Here is a 15,690-nt window from a genome sequence, read left to right as displayed (position 1 = left end):
GAGGTGACTTATGGTATTAAATAAAAGCATGTTTACATCAGATAAGCAATATTGGGAAACGCCTAGGGACTTCTTTAACAAGATTAATAAGGTGTTTCACTTTAATTGGGACTTAGCATCAACAGATGATAATGCCCTGTGTACCAATCATTTAACAGAGAAAGATGACTCTTTATCAATTGATTGGGGGGGTCTTTCTGGAAATTTATTCCTCAATCCTCCATACGGCAGAGAGCTTAAATTATGGGTTAAAAAGGCGGCAGAGACAAAACTAAAGCATAATCAATATTTAGTATTGTTAATTCCATCAAGGACAGATACTAGTTATTGGCACGACTATATTTTTGGCAAAGCAGAGATCAAGTTTATACGTGGTAGGTTAAAATTTGCAATTGATGGAGAACAAAAAGATGCTGCACCTTTTCCATCAGCGTTAATTATATATAAAGGAGAATGAGTATGGAGATAAAAGACAATATTAGTGCCACTAATATTGAAACTAATAATATAGATTTCATTGTTGAGACACCCAAACTGTTTATAGCAGAGAATAGTGCCATACACATTAAGGCCGGCACGCAAATCACGTTGGGTGGTAAATCATATGTTTTTAGTGATGATGTCAAAATAGTAAGAGAATAGATAATGATTTTTTAAAAAGAGGTGACTGAATGACTGAAGCTGTGATTATTTTGCTTGCATTATTATTGCTATATGATATTGTACAGCACAAAAAACAAGCAAAAAATGAATTAAAAGATATATATAGTAGTTTGCGTGAGGTTTATAGAGTATCATATACTGATTATTCATTAATGATTGGTGATACAGATAAGAGAATTGTACATTGGTATTTATATGATACTAAAAATAAGAAAATTATTGAGACACATACTTTTGTATGGCATAAAAATGTTGCTGATTCTCAGATAGCGTTAGAATTGGTGGGGGAATTAATAACAGATCGTAGAAGAAAATTACAATTAATGTATAGGAAAAAGTAGAGGTGCTGTATGACAGAACAAGAAAATAGGTATCAGGCAACAGTTATATGGAAAGACAATTGCATAAAGTGCAAAATTACCATGGAACGTTTAAAACTACCATTTAAGCCAGTCAAACTTAGCAGTGATATCATTGATTGGCTTAAAAATGAAAAAGAAGTAAGAACTATGCCTTTTGTGCAAGTCTATGATCTTAAAAAAGATGAAATCGTAGATGAATGGAGTAATTTAAGACCAGACAAGATTACAGAGTGGAATAGAAAAGCTAAAGAATAATTTAATAGTAGTAATATTACAATAACCGTTGACATTTTGATGTTTAACGGTTATATTTATATATGTTGATAGTAGTAATATTACAATATTTAAAGAGATAAGGAGAAATTATGGCTGAATGTTATGTAAATATGAAGAAGTACCTTATTAAAGAGCTGGTATTAAGACATAGGTGGAGAGACTTAATCAAAGTCAAGACACATGAAATACATGGTCATGGACGTAACAAAGCTGGTGATATGGCCGTCTTTTATTTCGGAGACAAAATTAAGATAAATCTCGAACTACTTGATAGCAATAAATATCTGACTCCGCATGTATATAAGTTATTCTTTGATTATGGTGAACAAATTGATCTAAGCAAGAATGTAATCAATTGTACCTATCGTCATTACGTCAATATGGATGCAGACGTAGAAGTATATGACGTAGAGCAAGGCAGCCCCTTCAGATATAAAAAGAAATCAGACAAGGTAATAATAAATTACCTATCTGAACATTTCGGATATTACAACAGCAGCACTAGAGAAGTCAAATTTGAAACACTTGAACAGTTATACACTGACGTTGTCGAAAAAGAAAAGTACCCAATAATCAAGGTTCTTGAAGATACTGATAGAGAAAAATTGTACAAGCAGATGTTGACGGATATTGATTCAAAAACTAGTAAATTGGAGAGCAGAAAAACTGAAATCATGTCTATGTGGGAAGAGGGAGATTTCTTAAATGGATAGCAGCGAACGTTCTACAGTAATGAATGAGTACGCCAAGATACTGTGGAATAGTAAGAATGGCACTCGTAAAGAATGTGGCGTAAATGGAAAACTGTATCAATATATTATAGCAATAACCATTGATATATTGTTGGTCTTTATTTTGTTGATATTATTCGTTAGTTTTGTTGGCTGGTTAATTATAGCTTGTATAAACATTGACAACATTATTGATGCAAATCGTAATATGTGGTTTAAAAGAGGTATTTACTTAACAAAGTTTGATGGAATATACGCACAGCTCATAAAATTTAAACATGATCATTATGATCTGTCGTTTGTAACTGAAAATAAATACTTTATTCCATTGAATCTGCCAGAGTCACAATTGATAAGAATAGCACGTATCAAAAACAATTATTATGACTTAATTAATGATTTAAGTTTAACAAAGACACAACTTGAAGATTTAGAAAATTGGTTGAAGAATAATGAGATTCAAGATGACGTGCAATTGTTAAATACGATTCATGTAGACGAAGTTACAAATAGCACATTTTTTGAAAATGGACTGTCATTCACGATTAAAGATATTAATGATGATTTCTTTGAAACAGAATATGGTAGAAAACTAAAAGAGAAATACAACGTTAGCGTCTTTCTTGGATGGGGATTTAGAGAAGATAAGAAAACAACACTTGAACGATTGCGATGCGGAGAGATTATTAATTATGGTCGCAGAACATTGCGTACACGATTGAATTGGAGTGGTAATAATGCCTAAGATTAATTTAAAAAATTTATTTGATAATTATGGAGTAAAAGCAACAGATCAAGAAATTGAAGAGACCTTTAAGCGCTTAGGTTTTACTTTTATAAAGAAGGATGATGAAATGATAGAAGAAAATAAGTGTATGACATTTGATGAAATTTGTGATTTCTTACCAACACAAACTAGTGTTACAAAAGAATCATTGGAAGAAGTGTCTCGTTTAATATCCTCAGCTAAAGAGAGTAATAGTATTGCTTTAGGAATAATTGCTGAAGAGAATCCACATCTTAATAAGTTGAATGATAAGTCACTTAATACGATAGTAAAAGCATTAAAACATAATGGGTATCGTGCAAGTTTGATAAGACTCAATGTGTTGGGAGCAAAAAATATAATCATGGGTAAAACTGTTAGATCATTACACATTAATCTTGTAGGGAGTGAAGAAGATGAATAAGGTTCAAAATATTGTATTGAAATGGCTTAAAGGGTACAAAAATTACGTAGACCGAGACAAATCCTTAGAGCTAAGTCCAATAGGTGTTATAGGAACACTTCATAGGAGACATGTTGTAGGTAATTTAAATGTGGTTGTTGAAAACTCTTTTAAAAAATTAACATCGAAGCAAGAGCTTGAAGTATTGGCAGAGTTTGCAAAATGGGGGTTAGAAAATGAGACAAATTAACTTCAGAGCATGGCATGAAGATTTAGGGGAATATAAATACATGTCTATTGAAAGTTTTAACTTTGGTAGTTTTAGAGGACTAGTTGATGATTTAGTCGGAAATGATACCGCTACTTGGGAACAATATATAGGTCACAGAGATAAGAATGACAAAGAAATCTATGAAGGCGACATTATCAAATATGTTAATAGTACAGGTGATGTTGAATATCTAGTTGTCAAATGGTCGCAAGAAGATGCTAGTTTCGTAACAGGCTGGGTACGTGTTGATTATGCAGTTCGTAAGGGAGAAGTAGTGGGAAACATCCACCAGAACCCAGAACTCTTGGAGGTATCATGATGAACGAAAGAATGATTTTTAGAGCATTTAATAAAAGGTTGAATGTTAGATCGGACTATGTGACAGCAATCCAAAATAGGGACACAGATGGAACTCCTAGTTCGGTCTACGTGATTGTTAAAGGCAAAAATGAAACTTGGAATGTAAAAAATGATGATGTAATTCTTGAACAATATTCAGGACGAAAAGATATTGAAAGTGGCAAAAAGATTTATGAAGGAGATAATGTTGAATTTTGGTCTAACTTAACTCCTAAACTAATGGATCATAGAATCGGTAAAATTTGGTCAACAAAAACGTCTCTTATGCTTGGGAATTTACCTCTTAGTGAATATGGATGTTATGATTTAAAGATTGTCGAATAATTGGAGGAAAAAATGAATAAAACTCATGGGGCTTTTGGAAGATACACTGGAATCAAAGACAAAAATGGGAAGAAAATTTACGAAGGCGATCGTGTACAACCGTATAGAATAAATAACTTTGTCAATGTTCCAGATGTGAAAGTGGAAGAGAGTTTTCTTGTCAAAAATGATAATTATGTGTACGGAAAATGGATTGCAAGAGAGGTTGGCAAAGATAACTTTTCTGTTAATGGTTATCACTTTGGTAGAGAATTAGAAATTTTGTCAGTTTAATAAGAAAAGAGGAAGTATAAATGCGCAAGAGAGCTAGGAATCATGCTTTATTAATACAAGACAAGAAGATATTAAAATCAAGGTTTAATATTACGGGCAATAAATGGTATCTTAACTGTCCAGAAAATAATTATCACGGTTACAAGGGATATAAAGATTATAGTCCCCAAGGCAAACGTGAAGGAGGAAAATAGATGGCACAATTGTTTTTTAGATATGGAACTATGAACAGTGGTAAGAGTGTAGAGTTGCTGAAGGTTGCTCATAATTATCGTGAGAGTGGTAAGAAAGTTATTCTATTGACGAGTTCATTAGATACTAGGTCGGGTGTAGGTTGCATTAGCAGCCGCATTGGTATCTCTCATGAGGCAATACCCGTAAGCAATGAAACAAGCATTATGGGAGATATCATAGATGAAGATATGCTGAAAATTGATCCATCATGTATCTTGATTGACGAATCTCAATTCTTGACAAGTAAACAGGTTGAGGAACTAGCCAGCATTGTGGATTTGTTTGGTATACCAGTTATCTGTTATGGTCTGAAAAATGACTTTAGTAATAATCTATTTGAGGGTAGCAAAGCACTCTTGACACTTGCTGATAAGCTCGAAGAAATCAAAACTGTATGCAGATATTGTAATAAGAAAGCAACAATGAATTTACGAATGGTTAATGGTAAGCCAGTTTATGAAGGTGAACAAGTACAAATCGGAGATGAAGAGTATATCTCTGTTTGTCGTAGACATTGGCATTGTCCCACTAATGCTGGGGCACATAAATAGGAGGGGTAACATGAAAGTATCAGTACCGCAAAAGATTGTGAACGACATTAGAGAGAAGATACCTAATTTAGCTTTATTATATTTGACGGGGTCAAGATTAACTGGAACTAACAATCTTAATTCAGATTATGATTTTTATGCTTTCACTATTTCTAATAAGAAAGACTTTGTGCTGAGTGATAGGAATAAGGGTAAGACATATAGAGGTGAAAATTATGAAATTAAGTGTTTCGATATCACTCATTTATTTTCTTTATTGAAGAAGACTAACCCTAATTTTATTGAGATATTTTTCAATCGTCCAGTATTTATTGGCACATATTTCAGTACATTGGCTGAAATGCTCTATCAATATAGAGAACTACTATCTTCTATGGATTCAAAACATTTTGTTGGGTCATGTGTCGGAATGATTAAATCTAACCTGTCTAGGATGTCACCAGATAAGGTGTACCATGGCAGCGGTTCTTTTGGTAAAGAATTATTTAATCTAATTAAAGCGTATAGATATGGAATTTCTGTTTATAACAATACCTTCTTAGAAAACGAGGTTTACGTTTGTGAGAATACATTCTTAGAAGTCGAAATCTCTGGCATAGCTAGATATATGTATGTTAAAAACACTGATAGCTATGATAAAGATTTGTTACATTTTATAGACCCAGAGGGACTGTATAAAGCTCTAAAAGAAAAGTACGAGAGTATGGAGACCAAGACTGATTTCGAGTTAATGGACAAACTTATCTACAATACACCATTATTTATCGAACCTAGGTAGTATACATCTTACAATAAGGAAGTGTTATAGAATATGTGGTTGAGTTACAATAAAAAGTCTGAAAACTACGTGCTTAACATTAAGCATGAATATGATCTTTTGGACAATGTAGTAAAGGGAAAGAAATTCAACTTTGACAAATATCGAGAAGATTTAGAAAGTGGCAAAATTGAATTAGAAACCGTTTGGACTGATATGATCAAATACAATCTAGGTTTCACATATTCAGTTGAGCGATTTGAACGATTAAGTGAGGGTATTCATACTTTGACTTCAGAAGATATCCTTGCAGCTAAATTGATTGAGGAAGACTTCATGATAAGAGGAACTATCAGATTATAGAATTAAACAACATTTAAAGGAGGATAAATTATGAATTTAGAAGTAGGCGACAAAGTATTAATTTTAGAAGGTGTATTTAATGGTGATCAAGGAATCATTAGTGACAAAATCACAGGTGACAATAAGGTAATGGCGGTCACTGTCAAAGTATCGGCTGGTACATTTGTAAGTTTATCAGTAGATGAGGTGGAAAAGTTAGTGGAGGTGTAACAATTGGACAATAAATTAAATGTATTAGCTATGGAACTAATGAAAAAGACACCACAAGGGTATCATGAATTGGTTCATGAATACATGATGCAGTCATTTATAACGATTGCATTGTCTGTACTAGGTTTTATTGGTTTCACGATAGCTGGGTACTTTTTGTTTAGAAACATTAAAGAATGCTATGAAAACAAGACAAGGTGGGAAGATGATCCGATAGCTAGAATTTTAGTATTGATTGTATTGGTGATTTTTGACCTTGTATTCTTGATAGCAATTGTCATAACAACTAAGGGGTTGTTTACTCCTAACTTTAGTATGTTACAACAATTGCTTAATGGTGGTTTCTGCAAGTAGTAATCTTGACATTATAACAGGAGAGAAATATGGAAAAGAAGGTAGAAGTAACAGAATATATTATCGAGAGTTCTGAAAAACAAATTCAAATCAATACATTATTAGCGGTTCTAAGGCGTAGAAATTCAATCAGCCTAGAAAATGATATTACACTAAATAATATTTATAAATCATTAAGCCTACCAAATTATATCTGGGATAGAACTTGTGTAATATTTTTCAAATTAATGATTACATTACTTTTTTTATTCTGTTTATGTATTGTGGGGAGTGTATTTATAGAGTATCACATCATGGGTATAATTGTTTTTACCTTGCTTATATTAGAATTAGTGTCTCAAATCGTTAATATCATATACCACAAGCGTTTTATGACTTGGGAAGATGTACCCGATTATCAATTTGATGACTATTTCGGTAGTCGTTTTAATCTACCCACAAATGAAGAAACGTTTTCTAGAAACGAAATGCTGAAGGCAATTAAACAAATCAAGGATTATGACAAATTGTCCGATAAGCCCTATTTTCACGATGATATTTTTGATTATACCAAATCTCTTGCTATGGTTTGGGTCGTGTACAACAGGAAAAAGAAAAATGCTAATTTTATGCCAGACGTAATCCGCATTGACGATGAAGATTATTACGATTTGATTATACAAGTAAACAATAATAATCATATAATGTCATCAATCAAAGAGCATGATAGGCAGTTCTACAATTGGGTTGAACGTCAAGCTGAATTAATAGATAGATAGGAGAGATTATATGTTTTTAAAAGGTAAAAAGCCTCCCACCTTTTCAGAGGTTGCTAATGCTGTTCTTGAAATGGTAGAAGTGATTATATTTTTGGGTAGCTTGATAACAATGATTGGCTGTATTTTATATTTGATTTATTACTTTATATTTGTCAACCATTTCCATGTCTCATCAGATTTCTTGTTGGTTAGATGTTACGTTGGCATTGGTGTAGTTGGGTGTATTATATTTACATTTATTTTATGGCTTATCATGTTGGTGAAATTCAAGCTCAAAAACAGAAAGGATGACAAAAATGAAAACTAATTTTATTAAAGAGGGTAAAGACGTGGGAAAAGAACAAATAAACGTGGTTAAATTAAACGCAGTTATTAGTGATTTGTTTGATAGGGCAGAAAAACTAAAAGAAAAATTACCGTCAGATTTTGTCCAAAATGGTATATATAGTCATGAGAAAGATGTTTACTCTAAATTCAGAAAGTACCTCATTGAAAGTGGTGGTGATTTTATGGATTCATCTGCTGCATTTAAAACAGAGTTTGAAGATTGGGTAAAAGATGTCAGAGATTTAATTGCTTGGGTATCTAAACACGAGTCATTGAATAACCTCAAAGAAGAAATAAATTCTAAGAATTTTTTACTTCTAAGACCAAGTTACGGATATCTTAACGAGAGAATGGAATATTCGGCATTCAATTTAGAAGACGCTGCTCTCTTTAATGAAGAAAATATCCAACATTTCAATCAAGATTTTGTCGATACACTAATTAAAATACCCATGAATCCTATTGATATTGCAGAGCTTCCATTTGATCTACCAGTTTACCAGTCACGGAACTAGGAGGAATAAAATCATGAATATCGAGATTACTCATAATAACATTGTTGCACTTGAAGATAAAATGAAACTCTTAGATCAGCATATCGAAGATTTGTGTGAAGAATATGAAACAGTTTCAGAATCAGATGAAAAACGATTAAGTAGAAAAATATCCAGACTTATGGCACAGAAGAATAAATTATATTGGGAATGGAGTAGTGCGCAGAAACAACTTAGTTCGGGAGTTAATGAAATTATAGGTGCTATGTATTAAGGAGGAAACGTTATGAAGATTTTCCAAAATAAATCAAAACAAGTTACTCATATTGTATCGTCTCTACCCTTATCCAAATTTGGTATAAAGAGTTGTTGTCGCAATGCTACTGCTGATGCTGGAAGAATTAAAGAATACAACATTGATTATGATGAAGACAACTTGTGTTCTGCATGTGTCGGACAAGCCTATAAAGAAGGCTTAATTAAAGTAGAAACTAAATAAGGAGAAATGTTATGAGTCTTAGTTTAAGACCTGTGGGGTACAATCAGGAATATATGCGTCATAAATGGTTCGGTAAATGGTATGAAATTGGTGAGAGAGGACATTCTAAAAGGGAGTGCAAGAAGAGGGAAAAGTTCGAGTGGTTCAATGAAGACCTGTATTTTCAATTAGATATTACAAACTACAATGCAACTTATTATTTATTTGGTAGTCACAAGACCAAACCGAGATGGCGAAGGGTTTATCGTATTAGACGTAAATGTCTAAATGCCGAAGAATTGCATGACATTTACTATATGAACAAAGCAGACTACATTGAGAAACATGGTGCAAAGAAATACATTTAAGAAGAGGTGGCATATGAGTCTTAGTTTAAGAAGAGTAAGTTTAAAAATGGAATATCCACGGCACAAATGGTTCACTTATCAATATCATAAACATAGTGGTCAACCCATATGTCCTCGTAAAAATAGAATGAGCAAAAAGAAAAACAAATATGAATGGTTCAATGAAGACATGTTTGATGATGCACAGATACAATATTACGATGAAAATGTTTATAAGAAAAAATACTATCCTAACAAAGAAGAATTTCCAGACAACTTTTTCATTTCAAAAAGTGGAATGGATAAGCGGTGGAGGTTGGTTTACAGGATTAGGCTGCATAATCTTAATAAACACGAATTGTATGATATTTATAGGTTGTCCAGAACGGAGTTTATAGAAAAATATGGTGAAGAAAGATACATCTAAGGAGTGAAAGAAATTGGTAGCAAACAAGAATATGGAATATCCAGATCAAGAACTTTTTGATTATGTGATGATTGAATTGAAAAAGAAAAATATCACACCATTAACAATTGGTGAAGCTGTGTACGAAATGGAACATGAATACTTTCCAGAAAAGACCGTCAAAGATTTCGGGTGCGGCTTCTATCAACTGTTTAAGAAACGTGAAGTATTGAATATCGTAGCAACTGGATTAATGCTGGATAACCTAGCAACAGAGAAGAAATTGCCAGAACCAATGCAGACTATTATCGCAAATGATTTAGGCCAGTTTGGTATTGATGAGTTGTTGGCAATCGGCTTGGCTAATTTGTATGGTTCACTAGGTGTAACAAATTATGGTTATGGTGACAAGATGAAGATTGGATATGCTAAACAACTTGATAATGATGGTGACAAGATTAATACATTTAGTGATGATTTATTTACTGCATTAGCATCTGGCCTAGTTGGTCGATTGGGTCATGGCCGTCCATTAAAGATTGCCACGATAAATGTTGGTTAATAAAATGACGATTTTATCACTAAAAACAAGTATAATACACGAACAATAAACATATACTTATTCCATATTCAACATTAATGACGAACGACTTATGTAGGTATATGTTTATTGTTCGTTAAAAATAAATCACAATTATATGGAGGTAATCATGGGAGCATATTGGGATAGTTTAGATGAAATAAAAAATGAATTAAAAACCGCAAGTCAATCATTATTACCAGTTAGAAAGTTTGATGGCGTAATGTTTGCGCCAGATAAATACATGAGAACTGATGGTCTACCAGTTGATCGGTCCATTGCTGATTTAGAAGATGTGATTAGCAAACAAACAGATCCTAATGAGAAGAAAAATTTAGATGCTCTATTGCAACGTATGGAGAGTGTATCTGATTTAACAGAAAACTTATACGCTAGATTCAATCAGAACCCTAACACTTTCTCAAATTGGTTTCCACAGTTAGCACAAGCACACAAATTGGCAGAACAAAACGGCAATACATTTTTTAAAATTCCAGAAACAAAATGTTTTACTTTGCCAATGGAATTATCACAGTTCATGAGAATTGAATATCAAGACACAAATGATGTATCAAAGAATGCTTTCAATAAAATACTTCTTAAAAATTTAGATTTGGATAAAAACAAGCACTATTTTTTGAAAAATGGTGAATTCAGTGCAAAATTTCAATTTAGGAATTGTCACTTGATTCCTTCAGAACAAAAACAAGTCGGAGAATACTTTCAAGTAATCAATAATCATGCCATGTCTGTTGGTGCTGGTCGTACAAACGATATAGTTGTGAGAGAATACATTGATGAACCCGAAAATAGACCAACCATATATGATGGTATGCCGTTAAGAACTGAATTTAGATGTTTCATTGATTGTGATACCAAAGACTTAATTCAGACTGTTCCATATTGGAATCCACTTGTCATGAAGAACGTACTGCAATCACAAGGCTTAGTTGATGATAGGATTTATGAGTGGTATGAAACGTACAAAGCGTTTGAACCTGTTCTGAATCAAGATTTCAATGATAACGTTGGTAGGATTAATAACAACGTTCAATCTATCATAGACGTACTTTCATTGAAAGGATGTTGGTCATTAGACGTTATGAAATCTGGAAATGATTTCTATTTAATCGACATGGCTAAGATGGAATCGTCAGCATTAACGGAATTGATTAATCCGAAAAGATTACAACAGCTTAATATCAAATTGCAATGAAAGTAGTAATATTAACATATACAATAATAAAATAACATTAAATTAAGCATAAACATAATTAATTATAGGTAAAGTAGTTGTAAAACTCTATTATGTAGGTCTTTATCACTACTTTCGATAAAATACATTATGTAAAGTAGCTTATTTTATGTAAAAAAGGAGATATTAAATGTCGAAATATGAAGAACAATTTAAAAAGAAACTACTCACCTATTCTGGCGGTGCATATTCTTTAATTTCTAGCTACACTAAAAGTACAGAAATAGTGGAGTTGTTACATTCAATCTGTAATAATGTATGGAAGATTACTCCAGCATCATTATTTAAAAATAAATCAACATGTCCTTATTGCAAAGGATTTGTATGTGATAACGATACATTTAAATATAAAGTAAGGAATACAACAGGTAATGAGTATAGTTTCATAGAGCCTTATACCACATCTCTCACAGAAATAAAATGTAAACATAATAAATGTGGTAAAATATTTATCACAACTCCCAACAGATTCTTTGCTGGATCAAAATGCACAAAATGTGGTTCGGGACATAAGAAAACGACAGAAGAATTTGCAAAAGAATTATGTGATAAATATGATAAAGAATATATTGTTGTGAGTGAGTATCTTGGAGCAAGAGAACCTATAAGAATTAAACATGCTAATTGTAACTGGGTTTTTAAAACTACACCTAATGATATACTTAGCACACATAACAATGGTTGTCCAACATGCCATGCTATATCAAAGCACGAAAGATTTATACATCAATGGTTTGTAGATAATAATATTAAAGATATACCACAATATAAAGTAGAAGGATTAAAGGATAAGAAAGACCTACGCTTTGACTTTTATCTACCAGACTATAATATCATGATTGAGTATGATGGAAAACAACATTATAAAGCGGTTGATTTCTTTGGTGGGAAAGAATATAAAATGAAGCTCAACATCCACGATAGACAAAAAGATAAATATTGTAAAGACAACAATATCAAAATGATTAGATTGACATATAAATTTAATGAAGATGAGATACTAGATGTTCTTAATGAAACATTTTTACTGTCTGTCCTATCTTAATATTTCTATTTAAAAAGACTAGCCAAATTGGTTAGTCTTTTTCTTTTACTCTTTTTTTAATGTATGCTGACAGGCGCATTCTAAGACAATGTTCAAGGTATTACTTACATAATCATACAACTATAATTAATCAGCAGCGATATCAGGTTTGCGTTCTTCGCCTTGAAAACTTGCTCCATATTTTGTAGTTAGTTGTATGAATTTTTGTACCCAATCAATTTTTTGTTGATAAGTAATTGAACGTGAATCGCATGGTGCTGCTAACAATCTAAGTTGCAGAAAAGGTATCATCGTCATATTGTCTTTGTCATAAATATTGATATTAAGTTTTGTTAATCTTGATTTTTGAACACCTCTACCAGCGCCACCTACAATAGCTCCAGCAGTACCAAATAACAACTCTCCAGCTAAAGACTTACCAAAACTTCCGCCACCAACGTTCTTGTCTTCATATCTTTCGTCTAACCTAACAACCATTGATTTACATGCAATATAAGCCCAACCAGTTGTTCCGCCTGTAACACTACCCCAAAAGCCCGTTTTCTTTACAGCATTTTTAAACAACACAGGTGCTTCGTGATCAGATATAATTAAGTGATAACGTGTACCGAGTTTTAGGTACGTGCTTTCTGCTGCTAATGTTCTTAGATATTGTAATTTACGTTCCATTGTCATTGCCATAATAATATCCCCACTTATCATTTTCAATTTTATCTTTTTATATGATTAATTATATTATGAATGGTGTGAAAAAACAACCAAAAAATTAGAGGTAATAAAAAAATATGACTACTGTCATATTTCAATATTAATACTATCTGATTTCAGCTAACTTCGTTTCAATGTCTTTTAAAACTTTCTCAGCATCGTCTGGGTTTTCAACGAAATCATACTTGTCTCCGTCAATTTGAATTTTTGGACAAATATCAAAATCATTGTACCATCTATCATATCTCCGATTCAGTTCATTGTAATATTCATACAAGTCTGGATCATTCTCAATCTGTTCGTACTCACGTCCACGTTTAACAATACGTTTCATCATGGTATCGAATGATACTCTAATATGAACCAATAAGTCTGGAGCAGTATTAATATCTGATTTACTGATACGCTCCAACATATTGTCTAGCAGCTCGTCATAAACGTCTACTTCTTTCTGATTTGCACGACCTAAATCGGCATTGAGGTGGAATAATAGGCTATCCTCATAGATAGACCTGTCCAGAATGTTATTATCGTCCTTTAATGCAGCTTTAATTGATGCAAAACGTTTATTTAAAAAATAGATTTGCAATAAAAAAGCATACTTCTTTGGATCTGAATAGAATAGAGGTAACACTTCATTATCATCAACACTTTCATAGAATGCTGTAGTCCCTAATTTTTCTGCTAACATTCCTGTTAGACTTGATTTTCCCGCTCCAATAGTTCCACTTAATACAATCACAGCCATATACACGCCCCTTTTTTATTATTGTGTCAAAAAAAAACATAGTACCAGCAACTTTAAATGCTGATACTATGTAAAGATCATCATATACTATCACCTCTGTTCGGTTCTTATTTTTCGTTGAAGTTGAAGTGTAACAAATAAAAATACGAGACAAAGCATATTTTTATTTTCCATAGTAAGCTATGGAATAAGAATGAGGGAAAATTTGCATTTCCCATTAATGGCTTGTCCATTTTCATCCTAATCTTTTTTTGATTCAATATTTACAGTCTCACCATTGACATTAACTTGTGTAATATTTCCATTACGATCAGTAACATTAATGCGTGTTTTGCTCTTGTTCTTATTGGTATGGCTAAAATATTGTTTAACTAAGATATAAGCAATAGCCAATAAAATAATGATGATTAGTAATATGAGTATTTTAGTTACGAAAAATACCATGACTCACACCTACTTTGTTTGATCAGTGATAACAGAACCGTTACCTTGTGTAGTAACCCAACCATGTTTCAATCGAGCTTGTGCTTCCATGTACTGAATAGTCTTATCAGTAACAGAATTGTTGATCTTTTCATTGGCCTGAGCAGTAGCATCTGCTCTTGTCAATTTAGCTTTGGCTGCGGCCTCTGCTTTAATTTGCTTAGATTTTGCTTCAAGTTCAGCTCTTTTATTATCTTGTCCAGCTTTGATTAAATCATCAATTGATTTTTGTGTTTGTGCATCCACACTAGGGACACCAAACGATAAATCCTCAATGATAAAGCCTTGTTTCTCAACTGATTGCTGGAATGCGGTTAGAATACCGCCTTGAACCTTGGCTGAAGAAGAACCCATCACATCTAGCAATGTATATTCAGACATTGTATCTCGGCCAGCCTTTTGTAATTTTTGGGATAACCAACCTTTTTCTATACTTAAAATATCTGCTGATCCAAATTTCTTGTAGACATTAACTGCCTTAGTGGCATCTACATGATAAGCATATGAAATATTTACAACAGTCTTCTTACCATCTTTGGTTGCTAAACCGACTTCTTGATGAACAGTTTGTGTTCTGATTGGATATTGTGTGACATAATCAAATCCCACAAAATGAACACCTTGTCCAAGTGCCTTGTCCTTTACTCCACCATTCATAGAATAACGAATACCAACATTCCCATTATCAATTCTTTCAGTGAACCTGAATAATCCGATAATTAATGCCACTAAGATCACAAGACCTGAAACCAAACCAATTATTGCTTTTTTCAAAAACTATTCCCCCTAATATATTGTTTTTCATTAATGTCAATATTCATACTATTAACGAATGCCTAATAACAGAATCGAACTGTTGTCGTTGGATTACTAGACCAATGTTCTACCATTGAACTAATCAGGCACTATGAGCTGTTGGAACTCATACTTGTTGGGGTAAAAACGTGCATTATTACCAAAAACTCCATGATTTTTATTTTTGGTAATAGTTATGATCGGACTCGAACCGATAACCTACTGATTAGAAGTCAGTTGCTCTATCCAATTGAGCTACACAACTATGTTTGACAGACAAAAGAGTAAAATTCTGTCAATATTATCATCATTGAATTTTGGTATTGCCGCCTCACTCCGATAACATATTTTTCTCGCCATGCAAGGCA

General features: G+C 32.7%; 31 protein-coding genes and 2 tRNA genes. 27 read left to right on the top strand and 6 right to left on the bottom strand.

Annotated elements, in window-relative coordinates:
* Window positions 1-10 precede the first annotated feature (10 nt).
* The 27 genes from GSM_RS11735 (at window position 11) to GSM_RS14575 (ending at window position 12,588) form a co-directional block, all read left to right on the top strand.
* Window positions 11-457: a DNA N-6-adenine-methyltransferase gene (locus tag GSM_RS11735; RefSeq protein WP_010078330.1), complete on the top strand. Its 447-nt coding sequence runs from the start codon at window positions 11-13 to the stop codon at window positions 455-457.
* Window positions 458-459: 2 nt separating this feature from the next.
* Window positions 460-642: a hypothetical protein gene (locus GSM_RS11730; protein WP_010078329.1), complete on the top strand. Its 183-nt coding sequence runs from the start codon at window positions 460-462 to the stop codon at window positions 640-642.
* Between the two features lie 29 nt (window positions 643-671).
* On the top strand, window positions 672-1,004 hold the full coding sequence (locus GSM_RS11725) for a hypothetical protein (RefSeq protein WP_010078328.1): 333 nt from the start codon (window positions 672-674) through the stop codon (window positions 1,002-1,004).
* 9 nt (window positions 1,005-1,013) lie between these two features.
* Entirely contained in the window at window positions 1,014-1,280 is a 267-nt protein-coding gene (locus GSM_RS11720; protein WP_010078327.1) for a hypothetical protein, read from the top strand.
* Between the two features lie 110 nt (window positions 1,281-1,390).
* Window positions 1,391-2,014, top strand: coding sequence for a hypothetical protein (locus tag GSM_RS11715; RefSeq protein ID WP_010078326.1), 624 nt, complete (start codon window positions 1,391-1,393; stop codon window positions 2,012-2,014).
* Window positions 2,007-2,777 (top strand): hypothetical protein, encoded by a 771-nt coding sequence (locus GSM_RS11710; protein ID WP_010078325.1) that lies wholly within the window; start codon window positions 2,007-2,009, stop codon window positions 2,775-2,777. The genes GSM_RS11715 and GSM_RS11710 overlap by 8 nt, the downstream gene beginning before the upstream one ends.
* Window positions 2,770-3,222, top strand: coding sequence for a hypothetical protein (locus GSM_RS11705; RefSeq protein WP_010078324.1), 453 nt, complete (start codon window positions 2,770-2,772; stop codon window positions 3,220-3,222). Before GSM_RS11710 ends, GSM_RS11705 begins: the two co-directional genes overlap by 8 nt.
* A complete protein-coding gene (locus GSM_RS11700) occupies window positions 3,215-3,451 on the top strand; it encodes a hypothetical protein (RefSeq protein ID WP_010078323.1) in 237 nt (78 codons plus the stop codon). Before GSM_RS11705 ends, GSM_RS11700 begins: the two co-directional genes overlap by 8 nt.
* A complete protein-coding gene (locus GSM_RS14585; protein WP_010078322.1) occupies window positions 3,438-3,791 on the top strand; it encodes a YopX family protein in 354 nt (117 codons plus the stop codon). The genes GSM_RS11700 and GSM_RS14585 overlap by 14 nt, the downstream gene beginning before the upstream one ends.
* Window positions 3,788-4,156 carry a YopX family protein gene (locus GSM_RS14320; RefSeq protein WP_081484439.1) on the top strand — a complete coding sequence of 123 codons (369 nt, stop codon included), beginning with the start codon at window positions 3,788-3,790 and terminating at the stop codon, window positions 4,154-4,156. The genes GSM_RS14585 and GSM_RS14320 overlap by 4 nt, the downstream gene beginning before the upstream one ends.
* A gap of 12 nt (window positions 4,157-4,168) precedes the next feature.
* Window positions 4,169-4,429, top strand: a complete 261-nt coding sequence (locus GSM_RS14315) for a YopX family protein (RefSeq protein ID WP_010078320.1) — start codon at window positions 4,169-4,171, stop codon at window positions 4,427-4,429.
* A 20-nt stretch (window positions 4,430-4,449) separates the two neighbouring features.
* Window positions 4,450-4,623: a hypothetical protein gene (locus GSM_RS15115; protein WP_155820759.1), complete on the top strand. Its 174-nt coding sequence runs from the start codon at window positions 4,450-4,452 to the stop codon at window positions 4,621-4,623.
* Entirely contained in the window at window positions 4,624-5,214 is a 591-nt protein-coding gene (locus GSM_RS11670) for a thymidine kinase (RefSeq protein WP_010078319.1), read from the top strand. It abuts the gene before it with no gap.
* Between the two features lie 10 nt (window positions 5,215-5,224).
* Window positions 5,225-5,992: a DNA polymerase beta superfamily protein gene (locus tag GSM_RS11665; protein WP_010078318.1), complete on the top strand. Its 768-nt coding sequence runs from the start codon at window positions 5,225-5,227 to the stop codon at window positions 5,990-5,992.
* Window positions 5,993-6,025: 33 nt separating this feature from the next.
* Window positions 6,026-6,334: a hypothetical protein gene (locus tag GSM_RS11660; protein ID WP_010078317.1), complete on the top strand. Its 309-nt coding sequence runs from the start codon at window positions 6,026-6,028 to the stop codon at window positions 6,332-6,334.
* Between the two features lie 30 nt (window positions 6,335-6,364).
* Window positions 6,365-6,544, top strand: coding sequence for a hypothetical protein (locus GSM_RS11655; RefSeq protein WP_029327444.1), 180 nt, complete (start codon window positions 6,365-6,367; stop codon window positions 6,542-6,544).
* A gap of 3 nt (window positions 6,545-6,547) precedes the next feature.
* Window positions 6,548-6,898: a hypothetical protein gene (locus tag GSM_RS11650; protein WP_010078316.1), complete on the top strand. Its 351-nt coding sequence runs from the start codon at window positions 6,548-6,550 to the stop codon at window positions 6,896-6,898.
* Between the two features lie 29 nt (window positions 6,899-6,927).
* The gene (locus GSM_RS11645) at window positions 6,928-7,656 is read left to right on the top strand and encodes a hypothetical protein (RefSeq protein ID WP_010078315.1); all 729 of its coding nucleotides are present in this window, start codon (window positions 6,928-6,930) and stop codon (window positions 7,654-7,656) included.
* A 10-nt stretch (window positions 7,657-7,666) separates the two neighbouring features.
* Window positions 7,667-7,963 (top strand): hypothetical protein, encoded by a 297-nt coding sequence (locus GSM_RS11640; RefSeq protein WP_010078314.1) that lies wholly within the window; start codon window positions 7,667-7,669, stop codon window positions 7,961-7,963.
* Window positions 7,953-8,498 (top strand): hypothetical protein, encoded by a 546-nt coding sequence (locus GSM_RS11635; RefSeq protein ID WP_010078313.1) that lies wholly within the window; start codon window positions 7,953-7,955, stop codon window positions 8,496-8,498. Before GSM_RS11640 ends, GSM_RS11635 begins: the two co-directional genes overlap by 11 nt.
* A gap of 13 nt (window positions 8,499-8,511) precedes the next feature.
* Window positions 8,512-8,751, top strand: a complete 240-nt coding sequence (locus GSM_RS11630; protein ID WP_010078312.1) for a hypothetical protein — start codon at window positions 8,512-8,514, stop codon at window positions 8,749-8,751.
* A gap of 12 nt (window positions 8,752-8,763) precedes the next feature.
* Window positions 8,764-8,976: a hypothetical protein gene (locus GSM_RS11625; protein WP_010078311.1), complete on the top strand. Its 213-nt coding sequence runs from the start codon at window positions 8,764-8,766 to the stop codon at window positions 8,974-8,976.
* Between the two features lie 11 nt (window positions 8,977-8,987).
* Window positions 8,988-9,323, top strand: a complete 336-nt coding sequence (locus GSM_RS11620) for a hypothetical protein (RefSeq protein WP_010078310.1) — start codon at window positions 8,988-8,990, stop codon at window positions 9,321-9,323.
* A 13-nt stretch (window positions 9,324-9,336) separates the two neighbouring features.
* The gene (locus GSM_RS11615; protein ID WP_010078309.1) at window positions 9,337-9,729 is read left to right on the top strand and encodes a hypothetical protein; all 393 of its coding nucleotides are present in this window, start codon (window positions 9,337-9,339) and stop codon (window positions 9,727-9,729) included.
* Window positions 9,730-9,742: 13 nt separating this feature from the next.
* Window positions 9,743-10,270: a phosphatidylglycerophosphatase A gene (locus GSM_RS11610; protein ID WP_010078308.1), complete on the top strand. Its 528-nt coding sequence runs from the start codon at window positions 9,743-9,745 to the stop codon at window positions 10,268-10,270.
* 148 nt (window positions 10,271-10,418) lie between these two features.
* A complete protein-coding gene (locus GSM_RS14580) occupies window positions 10,419-11,504 on the top strand; it encodes a hypothetical protein (RefSeq protein ID WP_010078307.1) in 1,086 nt (361 codons plus the stop codon).
* Between the two features lie 169 nt (window positions 11,505-11,673).
* Window positions 11,674-12,588 carry a PDDEXK family nuclease gene (locus GSM_RS14575; protein ID WP_010078306.1) on the top strand — a complete coding sequence of 305 codons (915 nt, stop codon included), beginning with the start codon at window positions 11,674-11,676 and terminating at the stop codon, window positions 12,586-12,588.
* A 126-nt stretch (window positions 12,589-12,714) separates the two neighbouring features.
* Here the strand turns inward: GSM_RS14575 and GSM_RS11595 are convergent, their stop codons facing one another.
* From GSM_RS11595 to GSM_RS11570, 6 genes are all read right to left on the bottom strand, one after another.
* The gene (locus GSM_RS11595; RefSeq protein WP_010078305.1) at window positions 12,715-13,269 is read right to left on the bottom strand and encodes a hypothetical protein; all 555 of its coding nucleotides are present in this window, start codon (window positions 13,267-13,269) and stop codon (window positions 12,715-12,717) included.
* 133 nt (window positions 13,270-13,402) lie between these two features.
* Window positions 13,403-14,044 (bottom strand): deoxynucleoside kinase, encoded by a 642-nt coding sequence (locus GSM_RS11590; protein WP_076621446.1) that lies wholly within the window; start codon window positions 14,042-14,044, stop codon window positions 13,403-13,405.
* 240 nt (window positions 14,045-14,284) lie between these two features.
* Window positions 14,285-14,488 (bottom strand): hypothetical protein, encoded by a 204-nt coding sequence (locus tag GSM_RS11585; protein WP_010078303.1) that lies wholly within the window; start codon window positions 14,486-14,488, stop codon window positions 14,285-14,287.
* Between the two features lie 9 nt (window positions 14,489-14,497).
* Window positions 14,498-15,301, bottom strand: a complete 804-nt coding sequence (locus GSM_RS11580; protein WP_010078302.1) for an SPFH domain-containing protein — start codon at window positions 15,299-15,301, stop codon at window positions 14,498-14,500.
* Window positions 15,302-15,360: 59 nt separating this feature from the next.
* Window positions 15,361-15,431, bottom strand: a tRNA-Thr gene (locus GSM_RS11575).
* A gap of 82 nt (window positions 15,432-15,513) precedes the next feature.
* Window positions 15,514-15,587: transfer RNA gene (locus GSM_RS11570), tRNA-Arg, on the bottom strand.
* Window positions 15,588-15,690: the final 103 nt, after the last annotated feature.

It is taken from the genome of Liquorilactobacillus mali KCTC 3596 = DSM 20444, from assembly GCF_000260415.1.
Classification (GTDB): domain Bacteria; phylum Bacillota; class Bacilli; order Lactobacillales; family Lactobacillaceae; genus Liquorilactobacillus; species Liquorilactobacillus mali.
This window is presented reverse-complemented; position numbering and strand designations above follow the sequence as displayed.